Below are 20,573 nucleotides of genomic sequence, written 5' to 3'. Positions count from 1 at the left end.
GGAGTAGAGATTAAGAAAGTTTTGCTTTCAAGGATTTTTGTAAACCTCGAAACATTCGTTGTATTTCGTCAGTTTTGGTTAGAATTTCTTGGAGTTTAGAATTGGTTATGTATTCCAATTGTTCGGCTACAATGAGTTGGGTTTCAAGTTCCGCCAAAGAACCGAGAGCGATCGCTATAAATCGAAGGAATTCTTGTGTTGAATCTCTAGCATGACCTTCTGCCAAATTTGATGGGATCGATACTGCCGCCCGTTGCATTTGGCTACTCAAACCATATGTTTCAGACTTAGGAAAATCTCGTGTTAATAGATAAACTTGCTTGGTCAAACTTATACCCAACTGCCAAACTTTCAAATCCCGATAACTATTAATTGTCATAGATGCTGAATCAGTGTATATATCTTTTTTAATCTTACTCCCCACTCCCCATTCCCTACTCCCTACTCCCTACTCCCTTTCAACTGAAAAATGTACCAACCAAGACAATCATTAATGCCAATTAATCCCGTTTTCAATCCGAACGGGAGTGATAATACAGCAAACCGTTTAATATGGTTCGGGGAAACTACAAATTTAATGCAACTCAATGATGTTCGCTATTCCTGGGCTGTGTCTCTCTACCGTCAAATGCGAGAGAACTTCTGGGTTCCCGAAAAAATAGACATTACTCAGGACGTAACAGATTATCTCAATCTCACACCTGGAGAACGACGTGCATTTGATGGCATTCTCAGTTATCTGACTTTTCTCGATTCGGTGCAAACCTGTAATGTACCTCATATCAAAAACAGTATTACCGCACCAGAAATTGCATTGTGCATGGCGGAACAAATTTCCCAAGAAGCAATGCACAATCAGTCTTATCAATACATCATTGAGACGGTGATACCCAGCGATCGCCGGACACACGTCTATGATTTTTGGCGGAGCGATCGCATTCTCAAACAACGATGCGAATTCATCGCCGGACTATACCAAAAGTATGTCGATAACCCGACACCAGAGAATTATTTCATATCGCTGTTAGCAGATTATTTGTTAGAAGGATTGTATTTCTACAATGGGTTTATATTTTTCTACAATTTGTCATCACGGATGCTCATGTCTGGGAGTGCCGATATCTTTAGAATGATTAACCGAGATGAACTCTCTCATGTGCGGCTATATCAAAAATTGATTCCAGAAGCGATGCAAGTTTTCCCCCACAGCCGCGAACAAATTTATGAAATGTTTGCTCTAGCTGTCGAGCATGAATGCAAGTGGACAGAACATATTGTTGGAGATGATATTCTTGGCATTACAGCTAACAGTACAGAACAGTACACAAAATATTTGGCAAATGCTCGCTTGAAGGCGATCGGTTTAGAGCCATTATTTCCAGAAGCTATCTACAAAGAAAGCCCCTATGCTCACTTGCAGCGTTTCTCAGATACTAAGAAAGAAGCTCACACAAAGGCAAACTTCTTTGAGGCAAGTGTAACTAGTTACGTCATGTCTTCAAGTATTGAAGGTTGGGATGATTTCTAAAAGGGGTTTATTATTAATTTAGATGTAGAGACGCGATATATCGCGTCTTTAAAAATGCGTCGGCTACTTTTTGGTAATCATCAAGTATGTTTGATAAAAAGACAGGTAAACTTTATATTTCTTCAAAAAGCCATGTTATGTGTTAACCTTATCGCAAGTATGGTGTCGAACTTACCATAACGATGACCGTGTACTGTATCATCATGGTCGTGTTAACATATCTACTGCTATTTTTGCTTGAATATATCCAAATATGAGTGTTCCACAAATCAATACGGGTAAGCATCCCCAACAGTTTTTGAACGTGTCACAGATATTACCTCTTCCAAGCGATACCCCTTTTGGGAACTTTGCTTTGAAGTACCTAAAGATTGTCGGTCGTATCGATCAAGTTAACTCACTGATACAAGATGTATTTTCAAGTTTCTCGCTAGCCCATCAGTCGCAGGGGTTTGATGAAAACTTTTTTCGCCATCAATTAATTGCAGAAGAGGTCATTTATTGGTTAAGAAAGACCGCTGATGAACTGATTAGTTACAATATGTTCTGTATATTCAAGAGCAAATAGGGCAGTTTCCAACCAAAGTTGAGGTTGACTGTATCGGTTTGCTTAATCACCAAAACACTTTACAGACATTCAAGGAAAATTTTGCAGCCCACCTATCATTTTTGAAAATTCTTAACGAAGTTTCAAATGCTTATAAACATTCCTTTATTAATAGTGAAATATCCTCTATAGGTACTGAAGAACCGTATGTATTTGCTCTTGCACTTAAAAAAAATGACTTAGGAAATCAACCTGAGTTTCATAGTGTCCCATTTGCAGAGTTAGTGGTAGGATTTGACAGCTTTTTTCAAGATTCGGTTGAAGAACTCAGAAAATGTAACTTACCTCACCTGAGTAATCCAACATCCTAGTTTAGCGAACGCAACCGGTAAGGAGTCGTCAAGAAATAACTTTTACAAGTTTATATCTAGGAAGCTTTGTGAGAAAGCATTTCTAACTCAATAAATGTCAAGGTTATCTCGTGACAAGCTCCAAGTTATCACAAAGCCTATTTAATCCTATACGTAGTCTTGTGCTGTCACCAATGCTAATTCTGCTCGCATAAACTCACGTCCCAAGTAAGCCGTATGATCCAATCGGCTCACCGATTTCAGGCGCAATTTTTGCGATGTTCTCGTTGCGATCGCTAACTCGCCTCACTAACTGACACAGATTGCGTAGGCGTAGCCCGTCGTAGACATCGCTGGTGTCTTAGTTTTCACCAGCTACAGGTAGACGGATAGTGAATATACTACCCTGCCCTGGCTCAGATGTCACATCGATTGTGCCTTGATGTGCTTCAATAATACAGCGAGATAGATATAGTCCCAAACCACTACCAGAACGCTGGTGTTTACCTTGACGAAATCGCTCAAATAATATTGCCTGGTCTTGTTTAGAAATTCCCGGCCCCGTATCTTGGATATCAATAGTCACATCTGCTGGAGTGAGATGGCTATGAATATCTACAGAACCTTTATCTGTAAATTTGATCGCATTGCCGATGATATTTGTTAAAACTCGCCGCAGTTCTACGCGATCGCCCATGATGGTGCTTGCAGTTTCACCTCTATCAATGTTTACAACTAATCCTTTTTCTTCAGCTAAGGGAGTTAATTCTTGGGTAACTTCACTAACTAATTCCTGAATATTGCAGGGATAAATTTTTAAGGTTTTACAGCCTGCCTCATGACGATAAACTTCTAGCAAGGTATTTACCATTTCCAGCAGGTCTTGGTTACTGCCAATCATGGTATCAATTATTTCTTGCAATTGTGGCGAAACTTCGCAAAACCTACCTGACAGCAATAATTTTAACACGCGGTTGGAGGCTACCAGCGGTATGCGTAAATCGTGAGTAAAACGCGAGACAAAATCTGTCCGCAGGTTAGCCATCTGATCTCGTTCGTCGATACTATGTTTGAGGCGCAGGAGCGATCGCACTCGTGCATGTAATTCATCAGGATCGAATGGTTTACGAATAAAGTCATCTGCACCAGCATCAAGTCCTTCAACAACGCTAGACTCATAGTGAGCTGTAAGCAGCAGAATTGGGATAAATGGCAACGCCGGATTCTGTCGGATGCGTCGAGTAAATTCATAGCCATCCACCTCCGGCATCATCACATCTAACAGAATTATGTCTGGTGGTGACTCCTCAACCATAGTCAGAGCAATTTTGCTATCTTCTACCAAGTGAATCTCATAGTCCTTATCTTCTAGGACTGCTTCTAAGACCAGTAAATTGTCAAAAACATCATCGACAACGAGAATTTTATCTTTTTTGACAGTTTTAGTTAAAGACATGGCTAAATAAAAAAGAAGTGCTTGGCTATCCCTAGCAAATCTAGTAATAGCTTACTTTACCAGCGCTGAGATTATTAAGGATTGACATTTTCCTTTAAAGTTTCCCAAATTAAATATCTGATAAGTGTACGTAATTACACTGTATCTTTAATAAAAAATGTATTTATTAAAGAATATTAATTTTTTACAAGTATCTTAGCTGTCCGATTATCCAACCAATATCTCTGCCTGGATGCTAGGGTGAGGTAGTTTAATCCTTTTTATGTGCATCATCCTAGCTACTGCAAGGGCAACTATTTAGTAGTCACCCACTCTTGCTTGCTAACTAGGGGATTTTCAGGGAGGAGTTGTTTATCATAAAACATTTATCCTCAAGTAAATGTATAAAAATATTTTTTGCTCGAATTATATTGTCATATCGAAACTCTTGCTTTAGAAAAACTTCCGAGATAAGGTTATTTATGTCCAATGGTAGATGAACTTAAGGTAATAATACCAAACGCATTGCTTTTTGTATAAAATCCCGAATAGAAGAACGAGATTATTTTAATCTGTACTTTAGATAGATAACAGTAAAATTAAGCAACTATGAGTGAAATCAAGATCCTCGTGATTGAAGATCACAACCTTACGAGAATCGGCTTACGGGCTGCTTTGCAAACCGATCCAGAGTTAAACATTGTTGGTGAAGCAGCCAATGCAGCAGAGGGCATCAAGCTTCTGAAAACTCTCAAGCCCGATGTTGCTACTATTGATATTGGCTTGCCTGACATGGATGGAATTGAGCTAACACGCACATTTAGGCAATATCAAGCCGAGAATGAAGATTATACAACAAACCTGCTAATTTTAACGATGCAGAATAGCGAACAGGCAGTTTTAGCAGCATTTGCAGCAGGCGCAGATTCTTATTGCATGAAGGATATCGAAACTGAGAAACTAGTAGAGGCTGTACGAACGACCTATGCAGGTAGCTCATGGATCGATCCAGCGATCGCAGACCTTGTACTACAACAAATACGTCAAGATTTCCCCGATGGTAGCAGAGGAGCAGCTGGAAAAAGAGTCTTGATTGAAGGTATTGACCCAGATGTTGAGAAAAATATAGTCAGCTATCCTTTAACTCATAGGGAGATGGATGTTTTAGAGTTGATTGTCGCTGGGTGTGACAATGCAGAAATTGCTAAAAGGCTCTATCTAACGGTCGGAACTGTAAAAACTCATGTTCGAGGTATTCTGAATAAACTCTGTGTTGCTGACCGTACACAGGCTGCTGTCCGGGCTTTGCGGGCTGGATTAGTACCATGAGTGAGTAAATGAACTACTCAGATTGCAATTTCCCCAGTAATTTTTAATTCCTTGAAAGCGGGTACTGAACTATCTACCTCAAAACTGCAACTTTTTGAATCGATGCTGCGCTAACAAAGTGCTTGTTCATAATTGTTTTTCGGTCAAAGCGGTTAATAGGGACTAAACTCTATGAAGATATTGTTACAAATTTGAGTAGAATGACATAATTGACAAATAAGTATTTTTTCTCATATACATGATAGCGGATCAATTTCCCTGGCTTACCGCGATTGTCTTGCTGCCACTCGTTGCTTCCTTACTCATCCCTGTGTTGCCTGATAAAGATGGCAGGCGCGTGCGGTGGTATGCACTGGGTGTAGGTATTGCAGACTTTGGTTTAATGTGCTATGCCTTTTGGAAGCATTACGATGCCAGCAGTGCTAGTTTTCAACTCGTGGAGAATTATGCCTGGATGCCTCAGTTAGGTTTGAACTGGGCGGTATCAGTCGATGGACTTTCAGTTCCCCTTGTGCTTTTAGCAGGATTTGTCACCACACTCTCAATTTTTTCGGCCTGGCAAGTTAATCACCGACCCCGCCTCTTCTATTTTCTGATGCTGGTGCTGTATTCTGCACAGGTAGGGGTGTTCGTTGCCAAAGATTTGCTGCTGTTTTTCATTATGTGGGAAGTAGAGCTGATTCCCGTCTACCTACTAGTCTGCATTTGGGGTGGACAAAGGCGTCGTTATGCGGCTACGAAATTTTTGTTGTACACCGCAGCGGCTTCTATATTTATTTTGGTGGCAGCCCTGGCAATGGGGCTATACGGCGGCGGTAACATGACATTTGATATCACCGCCCTCGCCAGGAAGGAATATCCTCTTGGTTTACAACTGCTACTTTATGCAGGGTTGCTGATTGCATTTGGTGTCAAGCTTGCTGTTTTTCCGATGCATACTTGGTTGCCTGATGCCCACGGCGAAGCATCCTCTCCTGTATCGATGATTTTGGCTGGTGTATTGCTGAAGATGGGCGGATATGGACTAATTCGCCTGAATCTTGAGTTGCTTCCCGATGCACACATTTACTTTGCGCCCGTTTTAGCCATTCTGGGTGTTGTGAATATTATCTATGGTGCATTGAACTCCTTTGCTCAGACCAATATGAAGCGGCGTTTAGCTTACTCGTCGATTTCCCACATGGGATTTGTATTGCTTGGGATTGCATCTTTCACTGATTTGGGAATCAACGGCGCGATGTTGCAAATGATTTCACATGGTTTGATTGCATCAGTGCTGTTCTTCTTAGCAGGTGTTACTTACGATCGCAGCCATACAATGGTAATGAAAGATATGGGCGGTATTGGTCAAGCCATGCCCAAAGTCTTTGCCCTGTTTACAATCGGAACGATGGCATCCCTGGCACTTCCCGGTATGAGCGGCTTTGCTGGCGAACTCTCGGTATTCGTTGGTCTGACAAGCAGTGACGTTTACAGTTCGACTTTCTGTACTGTAACGGTTTTTCTAGCAGCAGTTGGAGTCATCCTCACACCTATTTATCTACTTTCCATGCTGCGAGAGGTATTTTATGGTCAGAGTGCAGCACCCATCTGCGACATTAATAATGCAGGCTCAGAAAATCAAGAAGATGAGGGAACAGTTTGTTTTGGTACAGACTGTCTGGTGCCAGAAGAGGCAGTCTACGACGATGCTAGACCGCGTGAGGTGTTTATCGCTGCCTGCTTTCTGTTGATGATTATTGGTATTGGTTTCTATCCCAAGATGGTGATGCAGATGTACGACGTGAAGACTGTTGCAGTGAATGCTAATCTTCGCCAGTCTTATGCCATAGTCTCGCAAAGCAATCCCCAGATTTATGCCAAGGGTTTCTTGGTTCCACAAATTTCAGAGGTTGAAGTAGTACCCGTTTTGGGAACTTTGAAGTAACCTTTTTGACTAATATACTTGTTGAAAAGAGTGAGCGCTAGGTATTTTTCTGAGGAAAAACAGATTATTGATAGCCGATAACTATGGGTAGGCTATCAATGCCAGATTGGAGTTATATTGATGTTAATGGTGGACTCTACACCCGACCAGAGCGTTCAGTTGATTAATGAGCAGTACGGTAGTTAATAATAAACTAAAAATCAGTCTATGAATACCACAAAAGAAAAAGTTCAATCTCTGCTGAACCAATTGCCAGATGATTGCTCAATCGAAGATATCCAATACCATCTGTACGTAATTGAAAAAGTTAGCCGTGGATTAAAAGCGGCCGACATAGAAGGAGCGATCGCACAAGAGGAAGCTGAAGAACGTTTGAGCAAATGGCTTATCAAGTAGTTTGGTCTTCTAAAGCAATAGAAGATGTAAAAGCAATCGCCATATATATATCTTGTGACTCGACTGCTTATGCTGCGGCAGTGGTTTAGAGGATAATTGACGTAACTCGTCACTTAAGTAACTTTTTTTTCTTAGGTAGAATAGTACCAGAGTTTGGCGATGATACTATTAGGAAAAGTTTGTATATAGCTATCGAATCATCTATCGAATTCAGGGTGAAACTTTAACTATTGCAGCAGTTATTCATGGAAAAAGGCTATTGGATAAACTGGATACAGATTGACGGGAAGTCACAAGCAACATTCAAGATAAAACTAATTTGAATCATTGAGAAAGCGATGTCTACAACGGGCTACGCCTATCGCTAATATCATGTCCGCTTGATTGGTTATTAAACCGCACTACCCGCAGAATAGGGGATAAATAAAACTATACTGGGTTTTGTGACTACTTACAGACAATTGCTATAACTCATGAGCAAATCAACCACTTACATGAGATGCTGGTTGATGATTAGTGAGTTTTGCCAATGTCTGTTGTTTCTGCTATCACTGTTACCGTTCCGGCCACAACTGCTAATTTGGGGCCTGGTTTTGATTGCATCGGTGCAGCTTTAAAGCTGTACAACGAGTTCAAGTTCACTCGCCAAGAAGAGGGTGAGCTAATTATTCATGTCACTGGTACGGAAGCTGAACGAGTCCAAACTGATGAGAACAATCTCCTCTACCAAGCATTTGTCAAGTTCTATCAACATATAGAGCAAACACCGCCGATAGTGAAAATAGAGATTAAATTAGGTGTCCCACTGGCGAGGGGTTTGGGTAGTTCGGCGACAGCAATTGTTGGTGGCTTAGTTGCTGCTAATCAACTTGAGGGTGCGCCTATGAGTCAGTCGCAGATGATGGAGTTAGCGATCGCAATGGAAGGACATCCTGATAATGTAGTTCCAGCTTTGTTGGGAAGATGTCGTCTTGCTGCTACTAGTGGCGCAAGTTGGGAAATTTGTGATGTTCCCTGGCATAAAGATGTTGTACCAGTTGTGGCTATTCCTGATTTTGAACTTTCCACTTCAGAGGCGCGGGGCGTTCTCCCAACTGAGGTGAGTCGCGCCGATGCGATTTTCAATATGGCACATCTGGGGTTATTGTTGCGCGGCTTGGAAACTGGTAACGGACAATGGTTAAAGACAGGTTTGCAAGATAAGTTGCATCAGCCCTATCGCAAAGCTTTGATTCCTGGTTATGATGCCCTAAACATAGCAGCAGTTAGTGCTGGTGCTTATGGTATGGTGATTAGTGGTGCGGGGCCGACACTGTTAGCTTTGGCAGATAAGTTACACTCAGAGGCTGTGGAGGCGGCGATGTTAGCTGCTTGGCAACAAGAAGGAATTACAGCTGAGGTGCGATCGCTTTCTCTCGATACCCAAGGCGCAAAAAGCTTTTAAAAAATCAGATTACTATTTTACTCAGCACTTAAAACTCGATTTATGGAGCAAATTCAGGATGAAATGGCGGCGCTTAAATCTCAAATTCAGATTCTCCTAGAAGAACGCGCTGCACTCACTATTAATAATGTAATCTCTGCCGAAAATGATTCACCCCAGGCAATGGTTGAAGCGTACCGCCGTCAAGCCAGGGAAAATGCCCAATTATCAGTTGAACTCCAGGGCATCGATGCAGCGATCGCAGCCCTGGAAGTCCAGATAAAACAAAAACAAGGTAAGTTAGTGCGTTGGCAAGTTGAATCAAAACAACTTACTCAACAGCAGCAGCTAGAAGAAGCGAAAGAAGTGGCACAGGTTCATGCTCAACGCATTAATCAACTAGCAGGTGAACTGGCGACAGAAGTCCGTTTACTCAAGGCTTGTGCCAATCAACTGAGTCCAATGTATTGGCAGATTTATTACAAGCCCTTCATTACTGGGTTCAAGACAATCTCTGTTCCCTATGTTCGATCAGATGGGGAAGTGTGGACAATTGTCAACCGGATTGTTTAGCTCCCGACTTTTTTGATTGGCGTTCTGGAATGTTTGAATTTCCCATAGATGCAGAAACTCTAAAGCAAGAATTATCACGGATATTCCCGGCAGGAGACTATGAAAAATATACTACTTTAACAGCAGAAGAAAGAAATAAAGAAATAATAACAATTCAAGAACTAATTGCAGAACACCATCAAACAGTTAGCTTGAAAAGTAAATTACTGTTTAACCTGGGGAATTTGCTTTTGATTGAACAAGATTATAAAGGTGCATTTTACGCTTATAATGAAGCGATAAAAATTCAAAGCACTTTTTACGAAGCTTGGCATAATCGTGGTACTGTGTTATTCCTTATTTTTATAATCAACATTTTTCAGAAGAAGACTTTAAACTTTGTGAAGAAGCTCTTAGCAACGGGAGCATCCCAGTTTGGCGAAAACATCAAATAGCTAGCTTTCCATTGAGGTAAGCACAACGCACAGAAAGCACTTGATTAACATTTTTAGCTTTCCACTGTGCCCCAGTTATTTTCATCCGAGTGCCGAGAAGTTTGATAGCAGATTCTACCGCACCTGACCCCACAGAACAGATTTGCTCGGCTTGGCAATAGCTGTAGTTGACAATTCTCAGGCGGTGTCGCTCAAGATAAGTACAGAAATTCTTCGCCTGCTTACCCTTGCAATCGGCAAACAACGCCTGGGCTGCCTCGACTTGCCCTTGCCACAATAGGGTTTCGGCTTTTTTGAGCCGTTTGATGGAACCAGCAACTTTGTAGAGATTTTCTTTGAGATGAAACCAGTCTAAAATTTCCCATCTTTGGTTAGCGATCGCAATGACCGAAGACCAGTTTTACAAGTTTTGTCAGTTAAACCCCGATTTTCGCATCGAACGTAATGCTGCTGGAGAATTAGTTATTATGCCTCCAACAGATGCAGAAACTGGACAACGTAACTTTGAAATTATTGGTCTACCTAAAAAGTAAAGTAATTTACAAAAAATAATTAATTCCGAAATCTAGCAAATCTATAGAATCCCAGAGAGATTATCTCTGAGATTTTTTCACTAATATATTAATTACATCATATATACCTGATCTCAAAATTACTAATACATATATTAAAAACAAAGGTCTAAATATAAAATATAAAGTAATACCATCAGTTATTAAATTAGGCACAGCTATACGTTTAGATATACGTTTAAGCATTTTTTATAATTACAATTTTAATTATTCAGAATAACTAACATAATTAAAAATTTAATAACTCAGTAATTTTACTCGTCAATTTTATAAAAATTAGGAGTATAACAGTTAATGAAATTAATCTAATTTATATGTTTATAAAAACAATCTTATTTTTACCTAATTTTATCATCTCATTATTCTTATTACTTATACTTAATAGTTGTAGTCCAAAATCTGAAATGGTTTGTTACGATTCAGCAGCTACAGATTGTGTATGCTATCCAAAAAATGTTTACAAAATGTGTTACCCAGAGTCGCTTGATGGATATGGAGATTGTGAATACAGAAATAAATCTTGTTCAGAATAATTGTCACTTGCAAATTGATAAAATGCGATCGCTGGGAAGCCATACCACCAGAACTGCGAAAAAAAAAAGCAAAAGAAAATTATCAACAAGCGATTATGTTGTGTAAAAAAAATCAATTAATAGATTCTGATGTTTACAGAATTAGCAAGGGACACTTACAAGAAATTAACAGTTATTTGCAACTTAATAATTGAAATCAACAGATGAAAACTAGTGTTGATGTTGAAGCTTTTTACGGAAATCGCTATCAAAGTGATTTTATAAACTGGTGCTATAAAACAGACTACGAACCAGATGATGCTGGTGCTTACGATGCTTGGATAGAAGAAAAACGGGAAGAAAGAAGCAGCTACTTTACTGATGATGATGACTAGTACAATTTAACAATGATCCTAATCAATTGTCTTGCTAGAAAAATGAGAGACTGTAACTCTTCAGATAAGATTGGAGGTTAACTAGACTCATAAATAAAAAATCGGGACTGAGAAATAAATCTCAGTCCCGATAAAAAAGCGGGCTAACCGCTATTTATATGGTTAACCCGTGCAGCTTTGGGAACGCGCAGAGAAATTGTTATTGCAATACCAACTTCACATTGGCGTTTTGCAGACCGCGTTGTTTTACTTCAGCCAAAGTTTTGTTAACGGCATACTTTTGGTTGATAGAGTTGATCAACTCGGTTTGATTGTGCTTCTTAGCAACTCCCCACAGGTCAGCGATTAGGTCAAAGGAACCATCGCTGTTGCGAGACCAGCCGAGATCATATTCGCCATCCAACATAGCAACGATGTCGGAACGGACACGCTGGCCGTTATAACCACGGACATCAGCTTCAGTCTTTACGCTGATACCGAGGTCGCGCAAGGAAGCCTTGAGGATTTCGGCATCGGTGATTTTGGTACGCAGGGTGCTAAAGTGAGACATTTGGGGTTTCCTCCAATGAGAAGATTGAGAAAAACGACAACGGTTTGTTTTGGGCGAAGCCGCGCTTAACAGGATGCGGCTTTTCTTATAACTGCTAGCATTTTCAGCTAGCCTTTCCCCCTGGGATGGCAGAGGAAAGCTTTTAGAACTCCATTCGCTGATATTCAGCTACGGAGGATGCTGCGGGGCGGGCTCGCTGTCTGGCCCAATCTCTCAGAGCCGTTACTTGTTCTTGCATCGTTCGAGACAGCGGCAATGTTGCCTTCAGTGCAGCAATAATATCTAGTTGGGTGAACTCCCGATCTTGGGCAAAAGCTTCATACATTGCCGCAACGATCGCTTGCTCAACTTCTGCCCCAGAAAAGCCATCAGACATCTTAGCTAGTTGCTCAAGATCAAATCGAGAGATGTCTTCACGGCGCTTGGTCAGATGAATATTGAAAATCTGCTGCCGTTCTTCCGGTGTTGGCAGATCCACAAAGAAAATCTCATCAAAGCGTCCTTTCCTCAAGAACTCGCCAGGTAAGCGTTCTACTCTGTTGGCGGTTGCCATCACAAACACTGGTGACTTCTTATCTTGCATCCATGTGAGGAAAGAACCGAAGATTCTACTTGAAGTCCCCCCATCAGAATCGGAGGAACCTCCACTACCAGCAAAGGATTTATCCAATTCATCGATAAACAAAATCGCTGGGGAAATAGATTCTGCTGTTTTTAGAGCGTTCCGCAGATTTGCCTCACTTCGTCCCACCATTGAGCCGTCATAGACTCGCCCCATATCCAACCGCAACAGTGGTAAACCCCACAGCCGGGAAGTAGTTTTGGCAATTAATGACTTACCGCAACCGGGAACTCCGAGAATTAGCATCCCCTTTGGTTGAGGCAAACCATACTCTCTGGCTCTTTCTGTGAAAGCGTTGGAGCGTTGCTTGAGCCATCTTTTTAACTCTTCTAAGCCACCTACAGCATCAATGGTTTCATCTTCTTCAATATATTCTAAGATCCCATTGCGCCGAATTAGTTGCTTTTTCTCAGATAAAACTATATCTACTTCATCTTCCGTTAAACGCCCTGTAGTTACCTGCGCCTTCCGGTAGACTTTCTCAGCTTCATCTTTAGTTAGACCCAAAGCTGCTCTGAGAAGCTTTTCTCTGGCTTCTGTTGTCAGCCGCCGACCACGATTTTGGTCTACATGCTGAGTCAGTACTTTATTTAACTCTGCCATATCTGGCAGTGTAAAGTCGATAACAACAACTTCTTTTTCCAACTCTATAGGTACTTGTTGCATCGGCGACATCAAAATGATGTTCTTTTGCGTACCTTTAAAGCTAGCGATCGCATCACGTAACGATCTGTTTGTTGCAGGCGCATCAATAAAGGGATGTAAATCTTTAAGAATAAATATACTTGGTTCTTTCTGCCGGATTATCCACTCAATCGCCGCCTCTGGAGACACGGTATTATGTTGGGTGACATTCCGGGGTTGACCATACTCCACAATCCCGTGTGTTACTGTCCAAACAAATACCCGGCGCTGGGGCTTTAACAACTGGGCGATTGTGGAGACTGCTTGCTCGGCCCGCTCTTCCTCGGAGGTCACAAGGTAGATTAAAGGGTATTGAGCTTGAATTAAGATATTGAGCTCTTCTTTCATACATCGACCTACTTGAGACCTTATAGAGACAGTAGAGACATTGCTTCTGGTAAAGACAATTGAATCATGAATAAATAATTCATAATTCCTATCTATTTAGCAAGGAACTAACTCTTCCTCACTCTTAGGATGGGTTTCATCTTTATCCATCTCATCAATAGAAAGATGTTCTTGACCAACTACTCCTGGTTGATTGCCCAAAGTTATCAGTTCCCCATCACGTAAGACTAATGAGCTATCACAAGTTGGGCATGAATAAACTCTATGAGTCCGCCCACAAGAAGAATCTTCTACCTCGTCAACCAATTCTGAATTAGACAGGTAAAAAACGAGGGCACGTTCCGCAAGTTCTGACATTGGCTCTGAATCGACTGCTGAACGAATCTTCAACTTTCTGTGCAACTCTGGCGATAAATACAAAGTGACCTTTTGCTTAGTTTGCGTTTGCATATAACTCTTTAACGGTCTTACCCGGGTATGTATATCAAGTTATCGGTTTCTTGATTGGTTGTCAAGACGGCAAAACGTTTTAACGGCAGTTTCGTTACATTTATTTATATTTTGGATTTAGATGCTGTTTTAACTAGTACAGCGGGCGTGTAAATCCATCTACCATCTCAATTAAGAAGACTTGCAGCTTAACAAGGGGCAAAATCCCCTTGTTAAAGGTAGGCAAACTGACGCCACAGTGTACTAATGACATCGTTACCAAACTGAGTTATTTACAAAACAGTTATCTGGCTGGGGTTAACTAAATTTAATCAAGCAGCAGTATAGTATGGTGGCTCTAACTTGCCCCTGATATTTCTATAAAATCAATAATTTTGGCAAAATGCGTAATATAAATGACTACTGCTAATAAAACCTGTAGTTTGGGGCGAAGAATTTATCGGTTTGCCTCCAGCGTTAGCAAAGCCATTGCCCTGTTCATAATCCTGTGGGGTTGTACTGCAAACGATTTTAACGCCGGAGCTATCACATGGAAAACTTATAGCAACTCCCGTTATGGCTTTGAATTTCCATATCCAAGTAACTGGACTTCATTAGCAGCCCCAGAAAATGATGATGGAATTGTATTTATTTCACCCCAGAACAAAACAGTGGAAATTCGGGGATGGGCAAGTCAGCAGCTACCAAATTCGATTGTTACAGACCAAAATTCTGTGAAAAAGATAAATCCCAACTTTCAGACTGCCCAAGGAGTATCTGGGATACTGGTTGTAGAGGTTGACAAAGGAGTAGGTTCGATGACACTGACACTAACTCAGAGTCAAGTGAAATACTACTGGCAGGGACGAAGCAAGAGCCAAGAATTTCAAGATTACTATCGTTTGTTTTATTACATTGCCCAGCAGTATCGGATTTCCAAGTCCTGAGTTAGGAGAGACGCGAAAAATCTTTGTCTGTACAGGAATTAGGAGAATTCCTCTCATCTTCCCCTCCCCCCTGCTGCCTAAATCGACATCTCCGCCTGAATGATGATTGAGAGGGGACAGAAACCTGGTAGATTTAGCTATCAGCGAGTAAAAACTGGTGAAGATGAAAGTCCTGGTTATTGGTGGTGATGGATATTGCGGTTGGGCAACTGCTCTTTACCTTTCCAATCGAGGTTATGAAGTTGGAATTTTAGATAGTTTAGTGCGGCGGCATTGGGATAATGAACTGGGTGTCGAAACTCTCACTCCGATCGCACTAATTCAGCAACGCCTCCAGCACTGGCAAGATTTGACTGGCAAATCTATCGACCTGTTCATCGGCGATATTACTAACTACGAATTTCTCAACAAAGCATTACATCAATTTCAGCCAAACGCCCTAGTGCATTTTGGAGAACAGCGTTCGGCTCCATTTTCGATGATTGACCGCGAACATGCAGTTCTTACCCAGGTCAATAACGTAGTTGGTACGTTGAACTTGTTGTACGCCATGCGGGAAGATTTCCCAGACTGTCATTTAGTGAAGCTGGGGACGATGGGTGAATACGGTACACCCAACATCGACATAGAAGAAGGGTACATCACCATTGAACACAATGGACGCAAGGATACCCTACCTTATCCCAAGCAGCCTGGTTCAATGTACCATTTAAGCAAAGTCCATGACAGTCATAACATCCACTTTGCTTGCCGGATTTGGGGATTGCGGGCAACGGATTTAAATCAGGGTGTAGTTTATGGCGTCTTAACTGAAGAAACGGGGATGGACGAACTGTTGATTAATCGGCTTGATTACGATGGCGTTTTTGGTACAGCACTGAACCGCTTCTGCATTCAAGCAGCTATTGGACACCCCTTAACGGTTTACGGTAAAGGCGGGCAAACTCGCGGATTTTTGGATATTCGGGATACAGTCCGATGTGTGGAATTAGCGATCGCTAACCCTGCACAACCTGGTGAATTTCGCGTATTTAACCAATTTACTGAACAATTCAGCGTCGGTGACTTGGCATTGATGGTGAAAAAGGCTGGTAACGCTATGGGATTGAATGTAGAAATCAATCACTTAGATAATCCCAGAGTCGAGAAAGAAGAACATTACTTCAACGCTAAAAATACCAAATTACTCGATTTAGGTTTACAGCCTCACTTGCTTTCTGATTCTCTACTCGATTCTCTGTTAAACTTTGCCATCAAGTATCAGAAACGAGTTGATCACAAACAAATTCTGCCCAAAGTCTCTTGGCACAGAAATTAGGGTAAATTCCTGCGTGCGGCTGATAACAGAACCTTATTTAACTCAAGTCAGTAATTGACCTAAAAATGGTCATCATATCTTAGCACAATATGACGACCATTCAATTGTTGTTTATCAAGCGTATCGTCCAGCTATTGGTGATTTCGCCGCCACCTACAGTTATTTTGGTGGTGAGTTCAGTTTTGACCGCATGAGTTGGATAAAACCTAACTTCCTCTGGATGATGTATCGTTCTGGATGGGGTACAGAAAATGGGCAAGAGGTAGTGTTAGCTATTTGGATTAAGCGTTCAGCTTTTGATGAAATTTTAGCGGCGGCTGTTCATTCCAGCTACGTTCCAGAACTTTATCCCAATAAAAGTGAATGGCAAAGAGCATTGAAGCAATCACAAGTCCGCCTACAATGGGACCCAGACCATCACCTATCGGGGACAAAATTAGAACGACGCGCTATTCAGTTAGGGTTACGTGGTCAAGTGCTAGTTGCTTACGCCAAAGATTGAATTGTGAATATCGAGGACATCTCGGACTTTGTACAAAAACAGCGGCAAAACATTAAATCTGACTGTGCAGAATTGATTACACCACGGGAGACAGTTTACTCTGTGTTTGATACCGAAACGCAAGCAAACCTGAGATTATCTGCCTGTACTAAATAGTTTTTTATGAGAATTGCTCTATTTACCGAAACCTTTTTGCCCAAGGTTGACGGCATTGTGACGCGCTTGTGCCATACCGTTGACCATTTACAGCGCAGTGGTAATCAAGTGCTGGTGATTGCCCCTGATGGAGAGATTACAGAATATAAAGGCGCTAAAGTTTACGGCGTTACTGGCTTTCCTCTGCCATTGTATCCAGAGTTGAAAATGGCACTTCCCCGCCCAGCCATTGGTTACGTCTTAGAAGAGTTTAAGCCAGATGTTATTCATGTGGTGAATCCAGCAGTTTTGGGTTTATCTGGGATATTTTATAGTAAAATTCTCAAAATACCCTTAGTGGCGTCTTATCATACGCATTTACCCCAATATCTCCAGCATTACGGCTTGGGGATGCTGGAAGGTTTTCTTTGGGAACTGCTCAAAGGTGCTCATAATCAAGCAGCTTTGAATCTGTGTACCTCAACAGCAATGATGGAGGAACTGACAGCACACGGTATTGAACGGGTAGATTTATGGCAGCGTGGGGTGGATACAGAATTATTTCACCCCGATTTGGCTAGTGTAAAGATGCGATCGCGTCTATCACAAAACCATCCAGAAAGTCCATTGCTACTTTATGTTGGGCGGCTTTCCGCTGAAAAAGAAATTGAGCGCATCAAACCAATTTTAGAAGCCATTCCCGAAGCGCGGTTGGCACTGGTTGGGGATGGCCCCCACCGTCAAGCATTGCAAAAACACTTTGCTGGCACAAACACTTATTTTGTTGGGTATCTCATGGGGCAAGAGTTAGGTTCTGCCTTTGCTAGCGCTGATGCCTTTATTTTTCCCTCCCGGACAGAAACATTAGGCTTAGTACTACTAGAAGCGATGGCTGCTGGCTGTCCGGTGGTAGCAGCCCGTTCGGGGGGAATTCCTGATATTGTGACAGATGGGGTAAATGGATATCTTTTCGAGCCAACGGCAAATGTTCAAGGAGCCATCGCTGCCACTATTCGCCTTTTAGAACAAAAACAACAACGAGACATCATCCGTCAAAATGCTCGCCAGGAAGCAGAAATCTGGGGTTGGCCATCTGCCACCAGGCAGCTACAAGATTACTACCAAAAGGTGATATTTTCTGAACAGTTGACAAAATAGGGGAGTGGAGAAGCAGGAGGCCAGGAGTGGGGAGAATAACCAATGCCCAATTTGAGTTTGCGCTTGGAAGTGGTAACTAAGGAATATGATTGTGATATTCTTTTTGCAGCGATCGCATTTAGGTGCGCTAGTTAAATAAAATTCGCGTCAAAGGGAAACACCAGGCGGTGAATATCTAGGAGTTAATTGGCGATCGCAGCACCCCTCTAGATGCCAACATTCAAGAGTTTCTGTTTAACTATCATATCCGGACGCACTGCTTATTTATCGCGCACTTCTCACAAGCGATCGCCTGTTTTGAACCCGCCAAATGCATCCTACCCAAAGACCGAGCTGTTGATATCCACCAGCAATATGCGTATAATTAATTACAAAAAAAATCATCAGAGTCCTGGAATGGTATTTGGACAATGCTTACTAAGTAGTTTTGAGTTAGAAGTTAGGAGTTAGGAGTTATGAGTTATCACTCCTAGCGTCCCCGCCTCTCCCCTTCAACCTTGAACCTCTCCCTGGTCATCCTGAAACGGGTCTTCGCCAATTCTTAGCTCTTTTTTTGAGCGTTTCAACTGTTTCCATAGATCCTTTATTTGTTCGTAAGCTGCACCTGGAGGCAGTTTTCCACCTGTTTCTAAGTTGCAAATGTAGCTTACTCGTTGGGCAAATTCCTGTAGATTCGCATTAAAAACCAAGTTTTCTGGCTTTACTTGACCGTAGTAGCGACCACGAGGGTAGAGAAAATCATCCTTGTTCACTATTTTTTTCTCCAAATTATTCAACTCCCTTTCTGTTTAAATGTCTAAAGCTGAATCACTAGCTACCCTAATCTTTCTTTTGTCAGACTGGGGGAAATCAAATCATCCAACTCCTTTTCCAATTGGTGATGCAGAAATTGGTTGATTCAGATTTTGAGACTAGAAGATAAAGCTTGAAATACTTTTAGCGTAAATGTTACAAAAAAATTCCCTGTTAAAATGACTAGAGAGTATATTTCACTTTTCTCCGAGCTATCAATTTCTTTCATCTTAGTTTATGAAGCTCAGATTGTAATTAACTACAGTTGAAACCCTGACTTACAAACTATTAAAAAATACCCGTACTCTTTATTAATCTTTCTTTGCAAAAATAACTACTAATTTTATTGAGTGAAACTACTTAGATAAACTAAATTTACTATGCACTAAAGCTAACTGTCGTCTGTTAAAAGTTAGAGATTCAGTTCCGAATGTTTGGCAACTGGCTAATGAGGGCGTTGGGCAAAACAGTTCTGAGTTCCGAGTTCTGAGTGAAGAAGTGAGATTCCGCACTCAGTACTCGGCACTCAATAATCACCAATGACTAATAGTTAATAACTAAAGATAAAATGGTGAAGCCCGAAACGACAAAAATCGTCCATCGCCTAGAACTTTACCTGCCACCATGTCTGTTAATTCCAAGTTATACGAAGGCAAAGCGAAAATTCTCTATACAACTGACGATCCCGAAGTCTTGTTGGCTGATTTTAAGGATGACGCCACGGCGTTTAATGCCCAAAAACGTGGCAGTATCCAAGGAAAAGGAAAAATTAATTGTAGCATTTCCAGCCAGCTTTTTAAACAGTTGGAGGCAAATGGTATAAAAACTCACTTTATCGATAGCCCTGCCCCAAATCAGATGCTAGTGAGAGCAGTAAAGATTTTGCCCTTAGAAGTAGTTATCAGAAATATTGCTGCTGGGAGTCTGTGTCAGCAAACAGGGTTATCGGTGGGTACAATTCTGAAACAGCCTTTGGTAGAGTTTTATTACAAAAACGACCAATTAGGAGATCCTTTATTGACACGCGATCGCCTGTATCTGCTAGAACTAGCTACTGCGGAACAAGTAGACGCAATAACACATCTAGCATTGCACATCAACAAATTTCTCAATAACTTTTGGCAGCGGTGCGGCATTACCCTAGTAGACTTCAAACTAGAGTTTGGTTTGGACTCACAACAGCAGTTGCTCTTGGCCGATGAAATTAGCCCCGACACCTGCCGTTTGTGGGATACCGCAGAAAAGGACTCAAACCGCCGGGTAATGGACAAAGACCGCTTTCGCCGAGACTTAGGAAATGTAGAGGATGCCTACCAGGAGGTTTTACAAAGAGTGCTAAAAGCAGTAGAAACTACAAGTTAAACAGGTAAAAACCAAAAGGTAAGAAGAAATTATCAGAGAAGGCAGGAGACAAAAGCAAAGAATTATGAATGAAAACTTTAGTCGTGGGTCATTAGCCAGTTTAAAAAGAAAAATTGTCTGTCACCTCAGGTAGTGCGAGATCCAAAACGTCCAAGATCAATCCCACATTTAAAAGCGTGGGATTGATCTTGCCTCTTGAAATTTGACTTTTGCCTTTTGCCTTGTAAAGTAAAAAAGCAAAAGAAAAAATTATGTCTTGAGTTTTACCTTTGGCATGAGGGCATTATTGCCTTGTGATGGTGTGT

At 41.4% G+C, this 20,573-nt stretch carries 24 protein-coding genes and 1 pseudogene; 17 read left to right on the top strand and 8 right to left on the bottom strand.

Features of this window, described 5'->3' with window-relative positions; all coding sequences use genetic code 11:
- Positions 1 to 10: 10 nt before the first annotated feature.
- Positions 11 to 379, bottom strand: a complete 369-nt coding sequence (locus Q0541_RS01405; protein ID WP_298904502.1) for a four helix bundle protein — start codon at positions 377 to 379, stop codon at positions 11 to 13.
- A 114-nt stretch (positions 380 to 493) separates the two neighbouring features.
- Here Q0541_RS01405 and Q0541_RS01400 point away from each other — a divergent pair, with 114 nt between their 5' ends.
- From Q0541_RS01400 to Q0541_RS01390, 3 genes are all read left to right on the top strand, one after another.
- The gene (locus tag Q0541_RS01400) at positions 494 to 1,528 is read left to right on the top strand and encodes a ribonucleotide-diphosphate reductase subunit beta (RefSeq protein WP_298904500.1); all 1,035 of its coding nucleotides are present in this window, start codon (positions 494 to 496) and stop codon (positions 1,526 to 1,528) included.
- 253 nt (positions 1,529 to 1,781) lie between these two features.
- Entirely contained in the window at positions 1,782 to 2,096 is a 315-nt protein-coding gene (locus tag Q0541_RS01395; protein ID WP_298904498.1) for a hypothetical protein, read from the top strand.
- Between the two features lie 101 nt (positions 2,097 to 2,197).
- Complete coding sequence (locus tag Q0541_RS01390; RefSeq protein ID WP_298904496.1) at positions 2,198 to 2,446, top strand: hypothetical protein; 249 nt, start codon at positions 2,198 to 2,200, stop codon at positions 2,444 to 2,446.
- A 147-nt stretch (positions 2,447 to 2,593) separates the two neighbouring features.
- Here the strand turns inward: Q0541_RS01390 and Q0541_RS01385 are convergent, their stop codons facing one another.
- Both Q0541_RS01385 and Q0541_RS01380 read right to left on the bottom strand, forming a co-directional pair.
- Positions 2,594 to 2,719: a DUF4346 domain-containing protein gene (locus Q0541_RS01385; RefSeq protein ID WP_298904538.1), complete on the bottom strand. Its 126-nt coding sequence runs from the start codon at positions 2,717 to 2,719 to the stop codon at positions 2,594 to 2,596.
- 67 nt (positions 2,720 to 2,786) lie between these two features.
- Entirely contained in the window at positions 2,787 to 3,881 is a 1,095-nt protein-coding gene (locus Q0541_RS01380; protein WP_298904493.1) for a hybrid sensor histidine kinase/response regulator, read from the bottom strand.
- Positions 3,882 to 4,469: 588 nt separating this feature from the next.
- On the opposite strand from Q0541_RS01380, the gene Q0541_RS01375 reads away from it, so the two are divergent.
- From Q0541_RS01375 to Q0541_RS01345, 6 genes are all read left to right on the top strand, one after another.
- A complete protein-coding gene (locus Q0541_RS01375) occupies positions 4,470 to 5,189 on the top strand; it encodes a response regulator transcription factor (protein WP_298904491.1) in 720 nt (239 codons plus the stop codon).
- Between the two features lie 238 nt (positions 5,190 to 5,427).
- Entirely contained in the window at positions 5,428 to 7,116 is a 1,689-nt protein-coding gene (locus Q0541_RS01370; protein WP_298904489.1) for an NAD(P)H-quinone oxidoreductase subunit 4, read from the top strand.
- A gap of 207 nt (positions 7,117 to 7,323) precedes the next feature.
- Positions 7,324 to 7,512, top strand: coding sequence for a hypothetical protein (locus Q0541_RS01365; RefSeq protein ID WP_298904487.1), 189 nt, complete (start codon positions 7,324 to 7,326; stop codon positions 7,510 to 7,512).
- Between the two features lie 529 nt (positions 7,513 to 8,041).
- Positions 8,042 to 8,956, top strand: coding sequence for a homoserine kinase (thrB, locus tag Q0541_RS01355; protein WP_298904485.1), 915 nt, complete (start codon positions 8,042 to 8,044; stop codon positions 8,954 to 8,956).
- 42 nt (positions 8,957 to 8,998) lie between these two features.
- Positions 8,999 to 9,508 carry a hypothetical protein gene (locus Q0541_RS01350; protein ID WP_298904483.1) on the top strand — a complete coding sequence of 170 codons (510 nt, stop codon included), beginning with the start codon at positions 8,999 to 9,001 and terminating at the stop codon, positions 9,506 to 9,508.
- Positions 9,481 to 9,942: a hypothetical protein gene (locus Q0541_RS01345; protein ID WP_298904541.1), complete on the top strand. Its 462-nt coding sequence runs from the start codon at positions 9,481 to 9,483 to the stop codon at positions 9,940 to 9,942. Before Q0541_RS01350 ends, Q0541_RS01345 begins: the two co-directional genes overlap by 28 nt.
- Here the strand turns inward: Q0541_RS01345 and Q0541_RS01340 are convergent.
- A pseudogene (locus Q0541_RS01340) lies at positions 9,935 to 10,312 on the bottom strand (ISKra4 family transposase); the annotation flags it as partial. The gene Q0541_RS01345 and the pseudogene Q0541_RS01340 sit on opposite strands and share 8 nt — an antisense overlap.
- Positions 10,313 to 10,325: 13 nt before the next feature.
- Between Q0541_RS01340 and Q0541_RS01335 the strand changes: the two are divergent.
- The 3 genes from Q0541_RS01335 to Q0541_RS01325 all read left to right on the top strand — a co-directional run bounded on the left by Q0541_RS01335 (position 10,326) and on the right by Q0541_RS01325 (position 11,421).
- Positions 10,326 to 10,475 (top strand): Uma2 family endonuclease, encoded by a 150-nt coding sequence (locus Q0541_RS01335; RefSeq protein WP_366941796.1) that lies wholly within the window; start codon positions 10,326 to 10,328, stop codon positions 10,473 to 10,475.
- A gap of 559 nt (positions 10,476 to 11,034) precedes the next feature.
- Positions 11,035 to 11,241, top strand: a complete 207-nt coding sequence (locus tag Q0541_RS01330) for a hypothetical protein (RefSeq protein WP_298904481.1) — start codon at positions 11,035 to 11,037, stop codon at positions 11,239 to 11,241.
- 9 nt (positions 11,242 to 11,250) lie between these two features.
- The gene (locus Q0541_RS01325; RefSeq protein WP_298904477.1) at positions 11,251 to 11,421 is read left to right on the top strand and encodes a hypothetical protein; all 171 of its coding nucleotides are present in this window, start codon (positions 11,251 to 11,253) and stop codon (positions 11,419 to 11,421) included.
- Between the two features lie 199 nt (positions 11,422 to 11,620).
- On the opposite strand, the gene Q0541_RS01320 is transcribed toward Q0541_RS01325, so the two are convergent.
- The 3 genes from Q0541_RS01320 to Q0541_RS01310 form a co-directional block, all read right to left on the bottom strand.
- Positions 11,621 to 11,971, bottom strand: a complete 351-nt coding sequence (locus Q0541_RS01320; RefSeq protein WP_012407317.1) for a DUF1257 domain-containing protein — start codon at positions 11,969 to 11,971, stop codon at positions 11,621 to 11,623.
- A 142-nt stretch (positions 11,972 to 12,113) separates the two neighbouring features.
- Complete coding sequence (locus Q0541_RS01315; protein WP_273762402.1) at positions 12,114 to 13,625, bottom strand: AAA family ATPase; 1,512 nt, start codon at positions 13,623 to 13,625, stop codon at positions 12,114 to 12,116.
- A gap of 96 nt (positions 13,626 to 13,721) precedes the next feature.
- Entirely contained in the window at positions 13,722 to 14,075 is a 354-nt protein-coding gene (locus tag Q0541_RS01310; protein WP_298904456.1) for a hypothetical protein, read from the bottom strand.
- A 395-nt stretch (positions 14,076 to 14,470) separates the two neighbouring features.
- Between Q0541_RS01310 and Q0541_RS01305 the strand changes: the two genes are divergently transcribed.
- The 4 genes from Q0541_RS01305 (at position 14,471) to Q0541_RS01290 (ending at position 18,114) form a co-directional block, all read left to right on the top strand.
- On the top strand, positions 14,471 to 15,001 hold the full coding sequence (locus Q0541_RS01305) for a hypothetical protein (protein ID WP_298904454.1): 531 nt from the start codon (positions 14,471 to 14,473) through the stop codon (positions 14,999 to 15,001).
- 163 nt (positions 15,002 to 15,164) lie between these two features.
- Positions 15,165 to 16,319, top strand: coding sequence for an NAD-dependent epimerase/dehydratase family protein (locus Q0541_RS01300; RefSeq protein WP_298904453.1), 1,155 nt, complete (start codon positions 15,165 to 15,167; stop codon positions 16,317 to 16,319).
- Positions 16,320 to 16,395: 76 nt separating this feature from the next.
- A complete protein-coding gene (locus tag Q0541_RS01295; RefSeq protein ID WP_298904536.1) occupies positions 16,396 to 16,821 on the top strand; it encodes a DUF4291 domain-containing protein in 426 nt (141 codons plus the stop codon).
- 162 nt (positions 16,822 to 16,983) lie between these two features.
- A complete protein-coding gene (locus Q0541_RS01290; RefSeq protein WP_298904450.1) occupies positions 16,984 to 18,114 on the top strand; it encodes a glycosyltransferase family 1 protein in 1,131 nt (376 codons plus the stop codon).
- Between the two features lie 491 nt (positions 18,115 to 18,605).
- Here Q0541_RS01290 and Q0541_RS01280 read toward each other — a convergent pair whose 3' ends face one another.
- Entirely contained in the window at positions 18,606 to 18,881 is a 276-nt protein-coding gene (locus tag Q0541_RS01280) for a hypothetical protein (RefSeq protein ID WP_298904448.1), read from the bottom strand.
- A gap of 649 nt (positions 18,882 to 19,530) precedes the next feature.
- Between Q0541_RS01280 and purC the strand changes: the two genes are divergently transcribed.
- Positions 19,531 to 20,268 carry a phosphoribosylaminoimidazolesuccinocarboxamide synthase gene (gene purC / locus Q0541_RS01275; RefSeq protein WP_298904446.1) on the top strand — a complete coding sequence of 246 codons (738 nt, stop codon included), beginning with the start codon at positions 19,531 to 19,533 and terminating at the stop codon, positions 20,266 to 20,268.
- Positions 20,269 to 20,573 lie beyond the last annotated feature (305 nt).

It is taken from the genome of uncultured Nostoc sp., assembly GCF_937863485.1.
Classification (GTDB): domain Bacteria; phylum Cyanobacteriota; class Cyanobacteriia; order Cyanobacteriales; family Nostocaceae; genus Nostoc.
Note: the sequence above shows the minus strand (reverse complement) of the source record. Positions and strands in the feature narration are given on the sequence as shown.